Annotated in this window: 17 protein-coding genes; 9 read left to right on the plus strand and 8 right to left on the minus strand. The window is 52.8% G+C overall.

Translation table 11 applies throughout. The annotated features are described in order from the left end of the window. Positions 1 to 19 precede the first annotated feature (19 nt). The 4 genes from flgE to flgB are packed head-to-tail and all read right to left on the minus strand — an operon-like array spanning position 20 to position 2,835. Positions 20 to 1,273 carry a flagellar hook protein FlgE gene (gene flgE / locus OGW44_RS15325; RefSeq protein ID WP_185654363.1) on the minus strand — a complete coding sequence of 418 codons (1,254 nt, stop codon included), beginning with the start codon at positions 1,271 to 1,273 and terminating at the stop codon, positions 20 to 22. Positions 1,274 to 1,299: 26 nt separating this feature from the next. Continuing rightward, a complete protein-coding gene (gene flgD / locus OGW44_RS15330; RefSeq protein WP_016152627.1) occupies positions 1,300 to 1,998 on the minus strand; it encodes a flagellar hook assembly protein FlgD in 699 nt (232 codons plus the stop codon). 12 nt (positions 1,999 to 2,010) lie between these two features. Beyond that, positions 2,011 to 2,415: a flagellar basal body rod protein FlgC gene (gene flgC, locus OGW44_RS15335; protein WP_006685091.1), complete on the minus strand. Its 405-nt coding sequence runs from the start codon at positions 2,413 to 2,415 to the stop codon at positions 2,011 to 2,013. Between the two features lie 3 nt (positions 2,416 to 2,418). Next, a complete protein-coding gene (flgB, locus tag OGW44_RS15340; protein WP_016152626.1) occupies positions 2,419 to 2,835 on the minus strand; it encodes a flagellar basal body rod protein FlgB in 417 nt (138 codons plus the stop codon). Between the two features lie 157 nt (positions 2,836 to 2,992). Between flgB and flgA the strand changes: the two genes are divergently transcribed. From flgA to flgN, 3 genes are all read left to right on the plus strand, one after another. Beyond that, a complete protein-coding gene (gene flgA, locus OGW44_RS15345) occupies positions 2,993 to 3,652 on the plus strand; it encodes a flagellar basal body P-ring formation chaperone FlgA (RefSeq protein ID WP_016156187.1) in 660 nt (219 codons plus the stop codon). Between the two features lie 93 nt (positions 3,653 to 3,745). Beyond that, the gene (flgM, locus tag OGW44_RS15350) at positions 3,746 to 4,039 is read left to right on the plus strand and encodes a flagellar biosynthesis anti-sigma factor FlgM (RefSeq protein WP_016152624.1); all 294 of its coding nucleotides are present in this window, start codon (positions 3,746 to 3,748) and stop codon (positions 4,037 to 4,039) included. A gap of 3 nt (positions 4,040 to 4,042) precedes the next feature. Beyond that, the gene (gene flgN, locus OGW44_RS15355) at positions 4,043 to 4,465 is read left to right on the plus strand and encodes a flagella biosynthesis chaperone FlgN (protein WP_016152623.1); all 423 of its coding nucleotides are present in this window, start codon (positions 4,043 to 4,045) and stop codon (positions 4,463 to 4,465) included. A gap of 85 nt (positions 4,466 to 4,550) precedes the next feature. Here flgN and murJ read toward each other — a convergent pair whose 3' ends face one another. The 4 genes from murJ to rimJ all read right to left on the minus strand — a co-directional run bounded on the left by murJ (position 4,551) and on the right by rimJ (position 8,501). After that, positions 4,551 to 6,086: a murein biosynthesis integral membrane protein MurJ gene (murJ, locus tag OGW44_RS15360; RefSeq protein WP_016152622.1), complete on the minus strand. Its 1,536-nt coding sequence runs from the start codon at positions 6,084 to 6,086 to the stop codon at positions 4,551 to 4,553. A 223-nt stretch (positions 6,087 to 6,309) separates the two neighbouring features. Next, positions 6,310 to 7,233 carry a Gfo/Idh/MocA family protein gene (locus OGW44_RS15365; protein ID WP_185654362.1) on the minus strand — a complete coding sequence of 308 codons (924 nt, stop codon included), beginning with the start codon at positions 7,231 to 7,233 and terminating at the stop codon, positions 6,310 to 6,312. Position 7,234: 1 nt separating this feature from the next. Beyond that, positions 7,235 to 7,882 carry a YceH family protein gene (locus OGW44_RS15370; RefSeq protein WP_047359336.1) on the minus strand — a complete coding sequence of 216 codons (648 nt, stop codon included), beginning with the start codon at positions 7,880 to 7,882 and terminating at the stop codon, positions 7,235 to 7,237. A 34-nt stretch (positions 7,883 to 7,916) separates the two neighbouring features. Continuing rightward, the gene (rimJ, locus tag OGW44_RS15375; protein ID WP_006685101.1) at positions 7,917 to 8,501 is read right to left on the minus strand and encodes a ribosomal protein S5-alanine N-acetyltransferase; all 585 of its coding nucleotides are present in this window, start codon (positions 8,499 to 8,501) and stop codon (positions 7,917 to 7,919) included. A gap of 259 nt (positions 8,502 to 8,760) precedes the next feature. Between rimJ and mdtH the strand changes: the two genes are divergently transcribed. The 6 genes from mdtH to solA all read left to right on the plus strand — a co-directional run bounded on the left by mdtH (position 8,761) and on the right by solA (position 13,934). Further along, positions 8,761 to 9,969, plus strand: a complete 1,209-nt coding sequence (gene mdtH, locus OGW44_RS15380; RefSeq protein ID WP_016156184.1) for a multidrug efflux MFS transporter MdtH — start codon at positions 8,761 to 8,763, stop codon at positions 9,967 to 9,969. 114 nt (positions 9,970 to 10,083) lie between these two features. Continuing rightward, positions 10,084 to 10,644, plus strand: a complete 561-nt coding sequence (locus OGW44_RS15385; RefSeq protein WP_185654361.1) for a lipoprotein — start codon at positions 10,084 to 10,086, stop codon at positions 10,642 to 10,644. A gap of 105 nt (positions 10,645 to 10,749) precedes the next feature. Further along, positions 10,750 to 11,796 (plus strand): dihydroorotase, encoded by a 1,047-nt coding sequence (gene pyrC, locus OGW44_RS15390; RefSeq protein ID WP_185654360.1) that lies wholly within the window; start codon positions 10,750 to 10,752, stop codon positions 11,794 to 11,796. A 65-nt stretch (positions 11,797 to 11,861) separates the two neighbouring features. Beyond that, positions 11,862 to 12,107 carry a DNA damage-inducible protein I gene (gene dinI, locus OGW44_RS15395; protein WP_003036157.1) on the plus strand — a complete coding sequence of 82 codons (246 nt, stop codon included), beginning with the start codon at positions 11,862 to 11,864 and terminating at the stop codon, positions 12,105 to 12,107. Positions 12,108 to 12,446: 339 nt separating this feature from the next. Then, positions 12,447 to 12,701 carry a biofilm formation regulator BssS gene (gene bssS, locus OGW44_RS15400; RefSeq protein WP_003036154.1) on the plus strand — a complete coding sequence of 85 codons (255 nt, stop codon included), beginning with the start codon at positions 12,447 to 12,449 and terminating at the stop codon, positions 12,699 to 12,701. A gap of 114 nt (positions 12,702 to 12,815) precedes the next feature. Beyond that, positions 12,816 to 13,934 (plus strand): N-methyl-L-tryptophan oxidase, encoded by a 1,119-nt coding sequence (gene solA, locus OGW44_RS15405; protein WP_049269882.1) that lies wholly within the window; start codon positions 12,816 to 12,818, stop codon positions 13,932 to 13,934. Positions 13,935 to 13,941 lie beyond the last annotated feature (7 nt).

Below are 13,941 nucleotides of genomic sequence, written 5' to 3' on the forward strand. Positions count from 1 at the left end.
AAGCCATCCCGTCAGGCGCTTAGCGCAGGTTGACCAGCGTGTTGAGGATCTGGTCCTGGGTTTTGATAGTCTGCGCGTTCGACTGATAGTTACGCTGGGCGACGATCATATTCACCAGTTCTTTACTCAAATCCACGTTTGATGCTTCCAGCGCGCCGTTGGTCAGCTTGCCGAAGTTACCCTCGCCCGCGGTACCCAGCAGCGCCACGCCGGAAGACTGAGTAGCTGCCCAGACGTTGTCACCCTGAGAAGCCAGACCTTCGTTGTTGGCAAAGTTTGCCAGCACGATCTGCCCCAGAACCTGTTGCTGTTCGTTGGAGTAGTTACCGACCACAGTACCGTCATTGTTAATCTGGTAGCTCACCAGGTCGCCCGGCTTATAGCCATTCTGATTCGTGGCAACGATGTTGTTGGCGCCAGTGTTCTGCTGCATGGAGTTCAGGAAGCTCAGGGAGAAATTTGCCGCATCAGCACCGTTAATCTGTCCGGTTGTGATGTTGATTTCCTTTGGCCAGACGGTAGGAGGCGTTGGTTCCGCCTCGGCGGCTGTGGCGCTAATCCCTAAGAACACACCATTTTCATTAAAGCGCATAAACCCTGCTGATTTTGCAGCGGCTCCGGTTGAAGCATCCTGTGTGTGAACTTCCCAGGTGTTGCTCTGCGCATTTTTGACATAAAAAATATTCATGTCATGGGCGTTACCCTGGCTATCGAAAACGGTTACGGTGCCTTTTTTGTTGTAGGAATCCGCATCGCTTGGATTAAACGGGGTCTTCGTTGGCACCTTGTCAGTGGAGTTCAGGTTGATCTGCATTGACGCAGTTGTGGTGGTTTTAGCCGCCATCAGCGTATTCGGGATAGTGATCGGCGCCGGGTTAGCACCTTGCTGTATCGTTGGCGGTGTACCGGTAGCCGGATAGCCCGTCAGCTGTAGTCCCTGCATGTTGACGATATTGCGGTTTTCATCGAGCTTGAACTGACCGTTACGGCTGTAGAAAACGGAACCGTTGCTGTCTACCATGCGGAAAAAACCGTTCTGGCTGATAGCGACATCCAGCCCGCGACCGGTGTTGGTCGTGGTACCGTCGGTAAAGTCCTGGGTAATGCCCGCAACTTTAACGCCCAGACCCACTTTAGAACCGGCGAACATATCGGCAAAAGAGGCCGTACCGGATTTAAAACCGTAGGTGGCGGAGTTGGCGATGTTGTTACCAATGACATCGAGGTTGGTCGCTGCAGCGTTCAGACCGCTGACCGCTTGTGAAAAGGCCATGACTTACTCCTGATAAGTGTGAAGGCTTAAATGATCTGCCGTACTTCGTCGAGGGTGGTGGTTCCATAGGTGCCCAGATCCAGCGTATTACCGCCGTTGCTGCGAATAACGCCCTGCACCAGCGCAAACTGAAGCGGCTGAGCCACCAGTTGTGTTCCGCCATTACTGGCAGCAATTGACACGTTGTAAGAACCGCTTGGCGCATCCGTGCCATCGGTCATGGTGCCGTCCCAGGTAAAGGTATGAACGCCCGCTTTCAACCCACCAATATCAATGGTGCGTACCACCTTGCCGTCTTTATCGGTGATGGTTGCGGTAACCTTATCTGCCGGTTGCTGCAGTTCAACGCCAAACGGCGTAGTGGTGGTTTTTGCGCCCTCTTCCGTACCTTTACCGGTCAGGATGGTGGTGCCTGGGATCATGACACCGTGGCCAATCAGCGTACTGGCCTGCAGCGACTGACTGTTGTCGATCTGCCCGGAGATCGATCCCAGCGTGGTGTTCAGTTTCTCAATTCCGCTCACGGTACTGATTTGCGCCAACTGGGTGGTCAGTTCGTTGTTTTGCAGCGGGTTGGTTGGATCCTGGTTTTTCAGCTGTGCAACCAGCAGCGTAAGGAAGCTGCTTTGCAGGTCCGCGGCGTTGCTGCCCGTCAGTGAACTCTTCCCCGTTGCGTCATTCACACCCGTCGTGCTCGGGTCATTCATTTTTACAGCAATAGACATGTGCGCCTCCTTTTACTGGCCTAGCGTCAGCGTTTTGAGCATCAAGCTTTTCACCGTATTGAGCACTTCGACGTTTGCCTGGTAGCTACGCGAGGCTGACATGGTGTTGACCATTTCGCCGACGACGTCCACATTCGGCATTTTTACGTAACCATTCGCATCGGCCAGCGGATTACCGGGTTCATAAACCAGCTTATCCGGTGCCTGGCTTTCAATGACGTCAGCGACTTTTACGCCACCGGTTGCCGCGCCTGGCGCGGCATCAACCTGAAAAACAACCTGCTTCGCGCGATAGGGCTGACCGTCAGGTCCGGTGACGCTATCCGCATTCGCCATGTTGCTGGCCGCCACGTTCAGGCGCTTAGACTGAGCCGTCAGCGCAGAGCCTGCGATATCAAAAATATTTAACAGCGCCACGAATTAGTTCCCTCCTTGCAGCACGTTCATCATGCCTTTGATTTGTCCACCCAACGCGGTCAGCCCCATTTGATACTTGAGGCTGTTGTCTGCAAATTGCGTACGCTCCCGGTCCATATCTACCGTGTTGCCATCGAGAGACGGCTGATCAGGAATGCGGTAGAGCAGTTCCGTAGAAGGAGCGGAAACGGTCTGGGCCGGAATGTGTTGTGCAGAGGTCAGCGTCAACGAGACACCGCCGGTTTCTTCCCGTCCTCGCACCATGACTTTTTTTAATTCACTGGCGAAATCCAGGTCGCGCGCCTGATACCCCGGCGTGTCGGCATTGGCTATGTTGGCCGCCAATACTTCCTGGCGTTGGGCGCGCAAATTCAGCGCTTCCTGTTGAAAACGTAAGGCGGCGTCGAGCTTATCGAGCATATCTCCTCCGCAAATGACAAAATTCAGCCGACAGCTTAAATCCCATTACGCGCGCGTTATCGCCGGAATAAACGCAAAATGCGTCGCTATTTGTTGCGTTGATGACTGCGTCACACAGGTAGAATCCTGTCACTACCTGAAAAAGCGCGAGGTTTTGATGCAAACGTTTAAACGTGGAGTCGTCGTGGCAGCACTGCTGTTCAGTCCTATGACGCTGGCGCAAGACCTGAATTCACAGCTGACGGCATGGTTTTCCCAGCGACTGGCCGGATTTAGCGATGAGGTCGTCGTTACTATCCGAACGTCGCCAAACTTATTGCCGAGCTGCGAACAACCAGCATTAAGCGTGTCCGGGAGTGCAAAATTGTGGGGTAATGTGAACGTGCTGGCGCGCTGCGCCAACGAGAAACGTTATCTGCAGGTGAACGTGCAGGCCACGGGAAACTACGTTGTTGCCGCCGCGCCCGTCGCTCGGGGTAGCGCCCTGACTTCGGCCAGCGTAACGCTGAAACGAGGTCGACTGGACCAACTCCCTCCGCGCGCCGTGCTGGATATGAATCAGGTGCAGGATGCCGTAAGCCTGCGCGATCTGGTGCCTGGTCAGCCGATACAGCTTTCCATGTTGCGCCAGGCATGGCGAATCAAGGCCGGTCAGCGCGTCCTGGTTATCGCCAACGGAGATGGCTTTCGGGTGAATGCCGAAGGTAAAGCGCTGAACAATGCCGCCGTCGCCCAGAATGCCCGAGTACGGATGATTTCAGGCCAGGTGGTGAGCGGTGTCGTCGATTCTGATGGGAATATTCTTATTAACCTATAATAGGTTAAAGATTTTTTAGCGTGTGCCGATAGATAAACAACCAATGATTACAGCGGGCCGCTATAGCGTAACCCCTCGATGAGGATAAACAAAATGAGCATTGATCGTACCTCACCATTGAAGCCAGTAAGTACCGTTCAGCCACGTGAAACCAGCGATGCGCCGGTACAAAAAACGCGGAAGGAAAAAACCACCGCCACCACCAGCACCAGCGTCATGCTGAGCGACGCCCAGGCCAAACTGATGCAGCCCGGCACCAATGACATCAATATGGAACGCGTGGAAGCACTGAAAACCGCGATCCGTAATGGCGAGCTGAAAATGGACACCGGAAAAATTGCCGACTCGCTGATCCGCGAGGCGCAGAGCTACTTACAGAGTAAATAAAGTATGACTCGTTTGTCAGAAATCCTTGACCAGATGACGACCGTCCTCAATGACCTGAAAACGGTAATGGATGCTGAACAGCAGCAGCTTTCCGCAGGATATATTAACGGCAGCCAGCTACAGCGTATTACAGAAGAAAAAAGCTCTTTGCTGGCAACCCTTGATTATCTGGAGCAGCAGCGCCGTCTGGAGCATGACGCCACACGCAGCGCCAATGATGAAATTGCCGAGCGTTGGCAGACCATTACCCGGAAAACACAGGACCTACGCGAACTCAACCAGCACAACGGTTGGCTGCTGGAAGGGCAGATCGAGCGCAATCAACAAGCGATTCAAGTGCTGAAACCGCACCAGGAACCGGCGCTGTATGGCGCAAACGGTCAAACCTCTGCTGCGCACCGCGGCGGGAAAAAATTCTCTATCTGATGCTAGCCTGATAACGTTTTGCTTATCAGGCCTACGCGTTTTGTAGGCCGGATACGGCGTCATGCCGCCATCCGGCATTAATCTGTTACGCCGTCCGGCGCACAAACTCTTTCACTTTAAAGCCCAGCACCGCGAGCGCAGCGAAGTAAGCAGCAATACCTGCCACCACAACGGCCATCAGACGCAGCAGACGCCATAACATCGTTCCCTGCGACCAGTCCGGCATGATGTAGAGCATCCCAACCAGCGCCGCAGACATCACCAGCACAGAAATCACCAGTCGCGCCAGGAACCAGGCCCAACCCGGTTGTGGGGTAAAAATTTTCTGTTTACGCAGTTGCCAGTACAGCAGTGAAGCGTTCAGACACGCCGCCAGACCAATCGACAGCGACAGCCCGGCATGTTTCAGCGGCCCAATAAACGCCAAGTTCATTACCTGGGTCATAATCAGCGTGACAATGGCAATCTTGACTGGCGTTTTAATATCCTGGCGCGAATAAAAACCTGGGGCCAACACTTTCACCACGATCAAGCCAATCAAACCTACCGAATATGCCACCAGCGCGCGCTGCGTCATCGCGGCGTCAAAGGCGGTAAATTTACCGTACTGGAACAGAGAAACCGTCAGCGGTTTGGCCAGAATCCCCAACGCCACGGCGCTCGGTAATGCCAGCAGAAAACACAAACGCAGGCCCCAGTCCATCAGACGGCAATACTCATCATGATTACCGCTAGAAAAACTTTTGGACAGCGAGGGCAGCAGGATAGTCCCCAACGCGACGCCAAGTACGCCAGACGGAAACTCCATCAGACGGTCAGCATAATACATCCATGACACTGAGCCAGAGGCCAGAAACGAAGCGAAAATCGTATTGATGATCAGTGAAATCTGACTGACAGATACCCCAAGGATCGCCGGGCCCATTTGCTTGACGACGCGCATCGCCCCCGCATCACGGAAGTTCACGCGCGGCAGCACCAGCATGCCAATTTTCTTCAGGTGTGGAAGCTGATAAATCAGCTGTAGCACGCCGCCAACGGTAACGGCCCACGCCAGCGCCAGCACCGGAGGGTGAAAATAAGGCGCAGCAAACAGCGCGAAACCGATCATGCTGATATTCAGAAAGGTCGGCGCAAACGCCGGAATGGAAAAGCGATTCCAGGTATTCAGGATCGCACCCACCAGCGAAGCCAGTGAGATCAGCAGAATATACGGAAAGGTGATCCGTAGCAGTTGAGTGGTCAGCGCAAATTTGTCCGCTGTGTCGGCAAACCCAGGCGCGGTGACTAAAATCACCCACGGGGCAGCCAGCATTCCGGCGACCGTCACCACGGCCAGCGCCAGGGTCAACAGCCCGGAAACGTAAGAGACAAAGACGCGGGTCGCATCCTCCCCCTGCTTACTTTTATATTCGGCAAGAATAGGCACAAACGCCTGCGAAAAAGCGCCCTCAGCAAAGATTCGGCGCAGCAGGTTAGGAAGTTTGAACGCCACAAAAAAGGCATCAGTCGCCATCCCTGCGCCAAAGATTCTGGCGACAATCGCATCACGCGCAAAACCCAGCACACGTGAAAACATCGTCATCGAGCTGACGGCTGCCAGCGACTTTAATAAATTCATCTATGTTGTATTCCAGACTCTGAGGCAAAACCCCGACAAACCTGCCCGTAGGTCGGATAAGGCATGATCGCCGCCATCCGGCACTTTTGCTGTGCCTGATGGCGACGCCGTAGCGTCTTATCAGGCCGACAAACCAGCCTATGGTTGAAAAGAGGTGTTATTTTTGAGTTGGCATATAGTACCTGGATTACAATGAATTACTACCGCCAGATGTTACAGGGGGTTATTCAGCCATTGCCTCCCGCCACAGCTTTTCGACAACGCGCTGGGCCAGGAGCGCCTGCTCACCTGCCGTCTGGGGAACCGTCTGATTTTGCACGCACTCAATGAAATGACGTGCGCATCCGGCAAAACCACGCTGTTCCAGGGTAGTTTGCCAGCCTGCTACCGGCTTGTGCACCACTCCTTGCTCGCGCTCTTCCCGCCATTCCCGCATATCCGTGACGTCAATCAGGCCACCATCCGTCACCGCCTGCACGCTCTCGCGCTGGCTACCGGCGCGGCGATGCATACTGGTCGTTACCTGCATTTGCCCGGCAGAAAAATGGTGCTCCGCATAGAGCATCGCGCCGGATTCATTGGTTAACAGCGTACCGTTATTTAACTGCGCTTTCTCTCCCGCCAGCCACAATGCGGTATCGACAACGTGCAGATAGTCGTCCAGCAGAGTGAAGCGCAGATCGTGCGGCCCGACGCTGTCCGTCCGGTGCTTATCCATGCGTACGGACGCCGCATTGCCCAACTGGGATTTGAGATCCTGATACAGCGGCGCAAATCGACGGTTAAACCCCACCATCAGCGTCAGCTTTTTCCGCTCGGCCAGCTCCACCAATTGTTCAGCCTCGCGCAGGTTTTCCGCCAGCGGTTTATCCACGCACACGTGAACCCCGGCATTCAGCAGTTCGCTGACCACCGCATAGTGCGTTGCGGTACTGGAATGGACGAAAACCGCATCGCAGGTTTGCGCCAGATTAACCAGTGAATCAACGTAAGGTATCCGCCAGGTATCACAGATACGCTGCGCTTTTTCCCGCGAAGGTGAAAATGCCCCTTCCAGTGTCCAGTCTGCACTAGCACCCAGCACGGGCAGCCAGGCCTTTTGCGCAATCCCGCCGAGCCCGACAACGCCGATACGTAATTTATTCACATCAGTCTCCCAGGTGCGCCAGCAAGGAATCAAGCCGCTGCTTAAGCTCCGCGACGTCTGTTTCCAGCGCGTCAACGCGCGCCTGTAGATCGCCCGAAGCTGCCGGAAGTTCATCTGTGGTGGCCATCGCTTCATCAACGTCACCGCAAAACAGGTGCATATAACGGCTTTCACGTTTGCCCGGCTCACGCGCCAGGCGAACGACATAAGGACCATCTTCCCGGGTTGCCAGTTTCTCCAGTGTCGACTCTACTTCGGCCATGTCGCTGAATTCGTACATCCGGGAGGCGCGGCTACGCAGTTCACCAGGTGTTTGAGCGCCGCGCAGCAACAGCGTGGTAATGAGCGCGACTTCCCCCGCGCTGAGCTTAAGATTACCAAACTCAGAGTTGCAGAAACGCTGCTCATATTTGGTGACGCGATTACCAAAGCCACTCACCGTACGCAGGAAATGCCGTTTCACCAGGTTATCAAGCTGATCCTGCACGTCGGATTCCGACAGGTTCATCACGGGTTCACGATTCGTTTTTTGATTGCAGGCGGTTACGACTCCGTTAACGGAGAGCGGATACTGTTCAGGCGTAGTCACTTGTTTTTCTAATAAACAGCCAATCACCCGTGCTTCGGTGGCGGTTAATTCGTATTTCATCGTCTTCTCCATTAATCATGGCTGCATCTGAAACTTAGCGGCCGGGGGTCCATTCTGATGTGGTCAACGCCGTCAGCACGTGATCGCGCCACTGCCCGTCAATCAGCAGGTAGTCTTTGGCATACCCTTCTTTTTCAAAACCCAGTCGCGCCAGCAGGTCACCACTGCGTTTATTATGTGGCATGTAGTTAGCCATAATGCGGTGAATATGCTGCGTGCGCTGCATATAGCGGATGGCCGAGGTTAAGGCTTCATACATCAGCCCCTGCCCCTGCCACTTCTGTGCAATGGAGTAACCGAGATAACAGGCGTGGAAAGATCCCCGCACGACGTTCGAGAAGTTCGCGACGCCAATAATCTCTTTTTCTTCCGGATCGAGCAGCGCAAAGTAATAAGCGGTGCCCTGTTTATGAAACTCAGAGATCATGCTCAGACGCGCCTGCCAGCCTGACGGATAACAGTGGCTTTCATCGCGAATAGGTTCCCAGGGTTTTAAGAAATGACGATTTTCTGCGTAATAATCTGCCAGACGCCAGGCATCACGCTCATGCACTAAACGCACGACCAGGCGGTCCGTGGTTAAGCGCACTTTTGGCACGTTACTGCGATAGCCAAACATTCTATACCTACTCCTTCCCGTAACGTCTTCAATACGCTATTCGCATTACTATACCTGCGCAAATACGCCCTGTGAAAAGAGCAAAATGCCATTTTTTGAATTATTCACACATTTTGATGAAAACTCTCTATCAAGACGGACTTTTGATAAAAAAATATTGTCCCGCGAAGGGTGGGAAAAGCGATGACGACACCGCAGAATAGGAGGTGCTTATCTTTTAAACTCTATCCAGAGTGACGAGTTTTTCCCTGGAGGGGAAATGTCGCAAGTCTCGCAGGCAAGGAACCTGGGTAAATACTTCCTTCTTATCGATAACATGCTGGTCGTGCTGGGTTTCTTCGTCGTTTTCCCGCTGATCTCAATTCGTTTCGTCGATCAAATGGGTTGGGCCGCCGTGATGGTCGGTATCGCGCTTGGATTACGTCAATTTATCCAGCAAGGTTTAGGTATCTTCGGCGGTGCTATTGCTGACCGTTTCGGGGCAAAACCGATGATCGTCACCGGCATGCTGATGCGCGCTGCCGGATTCGCCACCATGGGCATTGCCCATGAACCGTGGCTGCTATGGTTTTCCTGCTTTCTTTCCGGGCTGGGCGGCACGTTGTTCGACCCTCCCCGCTCGGCGCTGGTGGTCAAACTGATCCGTCCGGAAAAGCGCGGGCGTTTTTTCTCTATTCTGATGATGCAGGATAGCGCCGGGGCCGTGGTTGGCGCGTTGCTCGGCAGTTGGTTATTGCAATACGATTTCCGTCTGGTGTGTGCCACCGGCGCAATTTTGTTCGTTCTGTGCGCGGCGTTTAACGCCTGGCTACTTCCGGCATGGAAGCTGTCGACGGTGAAAATTCCGGTGCGCGAAGGAATGAGCCATGTGATGCATGACAAGCGGTTTGTCACTTATGTGCTGACGCTGGCGGGCTATTACATGCTGGCGGTGCAAGTGATGCTGATGCTGCCAATAATGGTAAACGACATCGCTGGGTCACCGGCCGCAGTGAAATGGATGTATGCCATCGAGGCGTGCCTCTCTTTAACGTTGCTCTACCCGATTGCCCGCTGGAGTGAAAAACGCTTTCGCCTTGAGCATCGCCTGATGGCCGGTCTGCTGGTGATGTCTTTAAGCATGATGCCCATCGGCCTGGTCGGGAATTTGCAGCAGCTGTTCACCCTGATTTGCACGTTCTATATTGGCTCAATCATCGCCGAACCGGCGCGTGAAACCCTGAGCGCCTCGCTGGCGAATGCACGTGCCCGGGGAAGCTATATGGGTTTCAGTCGACTGGGACTCGCCATCGGCGGCGCCATTGGTTATATCGGCGGCGGCTGGCTGTTTGACATGGGTAAAGCCCTGGCACAACCGGAGCTGCCCTGGATGATGCTCGGTATTATCGGCTTCATCACTTTCCTGGCGCTGGGCTGGCAATTTAGTCTCAAACGTCCAACGCGTGGTATGCTGGAGCCTGACGCCTGATAGCCAATCTGGCGTACGTGCTTTTTTCAGTTTTTTCTGCTGTTACCCGCAGCGCTGGTGCTCGATGATGCTTTGTGTCACGATTACACAACAAGCATCATGTTGAGGAACCCCATGAAAAAGTTTTTTTTTGCCGCTGCACTAATTGTCAGCGGCCTGTTGGTTGGTTGTAATCAACTCACGCAATACACGGTTAGCGAGCAAGAGATTAATCAGGCCCTGGCGAAGAATAATAACTTTTCAAAAGATATCGGTTTGCCTGGCGTCGCTGAAGCACATATCGTACTGAACAATCTCGCCAGCCAGATAGGCCGTGAAGAACCCAATAAAGTGACGCTGACCGGAGACGCCAAACTGGACATGAACTCCCTGTTTGGCAGTCAGAAAGCGACCATGAAGTTGAAGCTAAAAGCCTTACCGGTTTTCAATAAAGAAAAAGGCGCGATTTATCTGCAAGAAATGGAAGTCGTGGACGCTACCGTCACGCCGGAAAAAATGCAGTCGGTACTGCAAACGCTGATGCCTTATTTAAATCAGTCGCTGCGCAACTATTTCAACCAGCAGCCGGCATACATTCTGCGGGATGACAGCAGCCAGGGGGAAGCGCTGGCGAAAAAACTGGCGAAAGGCATTGAGGTGAAACCGGGAGAAATCATTATCCCGTTCACCGACTAATATGACAGAGGGCGCCGATGCGCCCTTTTTTTTCGTGCAAACGAAAACGTTTCCGCTTATCCTTTGTTTCCGGCAAAAAAGACTATCCTCAGCCGGAGCATATTGATGACTGCACCATCCCAGGTTTTAAAGATCCGCCGCCCAGACGACTGGCATCTTCACTTTCGCGATGGCGACATGTTAAAAACTGTCGTGCCCTATACCAGCGAAGTTTATGGCCGCGCCATTGTCATGCCGAACCTGGCTCCGCCCGTCACCACGGTGGACGCGGCTATCGCTTACCGCCAGCGAATTCTTGACGCGGTACCTGCCGGACACGACTTCACGCCATTAATGACCTGCTACTTAACGGATACGCTGGATCCCAATGAGCTGGAACGTGGATTCAACGAAGGCGTGTTCACCGCCGCAAAACTCTATCCGGCCAATGCCACCACCAACTCGACGCATGGCGTAACCTCTATTGATGCCATCATGCCAGTGCTGGAACGGATGGAAAAATTGGGTATGCCTCTGCTGGTGCACGGCGAAGTGACGCATGCGGATATCGATATTTTCGATCGCGAGGCGCGCTTTATTGAGACGGTAATGGAACCACTGCGTCAGCGTTTAACTGCGCTGAAAGTGGTGTTCGAACATATCACGACTAAAGATGCTGCCGAATACGTGCGCGACGGCAATGACCTTCTGGCGGCGACCATTACGCCGCAGCACCTGATGTTTAACCGCAACCACATGCTGGTCGGCGGGATTCGCCCTCATCTGTACTGCCTGCCGATCCTCAAACGTAACGTCCATCAACAGGCGCTGCGTGAGCTGGTCGCCAGCGGGTTTAACCGCGCCTTCCTCGGTACCGACTCAGCGCCGCATGCGCGTCATCGTAAAGAGTCAAGCTGTGGCTGTGCGGGCTGCTTTAATGCGCCGACCGCACTGGGCAGTTATGCCACCGTGTTTGAAGAGATGAATGCACTGGACCATTTTGAAGCCTTCTGCTCACTCAATGGCCCACAGTTCTACGGTTTGCCGGTGAATGAAACCTTTATTGAGCTGGAACGCGTGCAGCACCAGGTCCCAGAGAGCATTGCGCTGCAAGATGATACGCTGATGCCTTTCCTGGGTGGCGAAACGGTACACTGGTCCGTGAAAAGCTAAAAAAAGTGTAGCCAACTGGCGAGAATAACTGTATAAATAAACAGTATATTCCACAGGGGGCTACTATGCGTATTGAAGTCACTATTGCCAAAACTTCACCTTTACCTGCTGGTGCAATTGACGCGCTGGCAGGTGAACTCTCCCGCCGTATTCAGCACCATTTCCCGGATAACGAAGGTAACGTTACCGTCCGTTATGCCGGCGCAAACAATCTGTCGGTTATTGGTGCCACCAAAGAGGATAAAGAACGCATCAGCGAGATCCTCCAGGAGACCTGGGAAAGCGCGGATGACTGGTTCATCAATGAATAAATAATGATATGCAGTGATGTTTGTTTGCCGGGTCGCCCCGGCTTTTTTATACACACCATCTTTTAATCAATAGTTCATTCCTTCTGGCAAACTGATATTTTAATAATAAATTCCTGGCTATCTTTTAACCACAACACCAAAATAATTGTGCAACATGCTTAAAAAAAATGAATAACATGTCGGTTTGTTAGTCAGATAACGCTGAAAACGAAAATTTTATGTGCTTACCTCTTTAAATTTTCAATGAATACCCTTATTTATTGATATACTGAAGTTGCTTCAGAAAAAACGCATTGAACCTCGAAAACCGTTGTCTAGTAACACGAATTAGGGGGCATGATGGAAAAGAATAATGAAGTCATTCAGACTCATCCGTTAGTAGGATGGGACATCAGCACTGTTGATAGCTACGATGCGCTGATGCTGCGTTTGCACTACCAGACCCCGAATCGTCCAGACCCGGATGGGACTGAAGTTGGTCAAACGCTCTGGTTAACCACTGATGTTGCCAGGCAATTTATTTCGATATTAGAAGCAGGAATCGCTAAAATTGAATCCGGCGATTACCAGGTAAATGAGTATCAGCGACATTAAATCTGATACATCCAACCATCAAAAGGCACCTTTCCGGTGCCTTTCTTATTTCCAGGTTGAATATTCCGGGTCACTTATTTACCCTGCTACTATCGCGATTGCAGAGAGAAGCGGATGAAATACGACTTAATCATAATTGGCAGCGGTTCCGTGGGCGCCGCAGCCGGATACTATGCCACTCGCGCCGGTCTGAAGGTTCTGATGATCGATGCGCATATGCCACCGCATCAGCAGGGCAGCCACCACGGCGACACTCGATTAATTCGTCATGCCTATGGCGAAGGTGAAAAATATGTTCCGCTGGTGCTGCGTGCGCAAACATTATGGGATGAATTATCCACCCAAAATGAAGAACCGATTTTTGTGCGCTCTGGTGTCATCAACCTTGGTCCGGCAGATTCAACCTTCTTAGCGACCGCGGCGCAAAGCGCAAAACAGTGGCAACTCAATGTTGAACAACTGGATGCAGCAGCCATTATGGCGCGCTGGCCAGAGATTCGCGTACCTGAAAACTATATCGGTCTGTTTGAAGCGGAGTCTGGTTTTTTACGTAGTGAGTTAGCGATTAAAACCTGGATCCGTCTGGCGGAAGAAGCAGGCTGTGCGCAGCTATTTAAATGCCCGGTCAGCGCAATTCGTCATAGTGATGATGGCGTCACGGTAGAAACCGCCGATGGTGACTATCACGCGCAAAAAGCGGTGATCAGCGCCGGAACCTGGGTACAGGCATTAGTCCCTGAACTACCGATACAACCGGTACGCAAAGTGTTCGCCTGGTATCAAGCCGATGGGCGTTACAGCGTTAAGAATAACTTCCCTGCCTTCACCGGAGAGCTACCAAATGGCGATCAATTCTATGGTTTCCCGGCAGAAAACGACGAGCTAAAAATTGGTAAGCACAATGGCGGACAGGTAATTCATTCGGCAGAAGAGCGCAAGCCGTTTGCCGCTGTAGCCAGCGATGGTTCTGAAGCCTTCCCATTCCTGCGCACAATTCTGCCAGGCGTGGGCTGCTGTCTGCACGGTGCGTCCTGCACCTATGATAACTCACCAGATGAAGACTTTATTATTGATACTCTACCGGAGCATGACAACACGTTGATCATCACCGGGCTGAGCGGACATGGCTTTAAGTTTGCCTCCGTCCTCGGAGAGATTGCGGCAGACTTCGCCCAGGACAAACCGTCTGACTTTGACCTGACTCCCTTCAGGCTAAATCGTTTTAAGCGATAATAAATGA

It is taken from the genome of Citrobacter sp. Cb023 (genome assembly GCF_030336805.1).
In the GTDB taxonomy this organism is placed as follows: domain Bacteria; phylum Pseudomonadota; class Gammaproteobacteria; order Enterobacterales; family Enterobacteriaceae; genus Citrobacter; species Citrobacter braakii.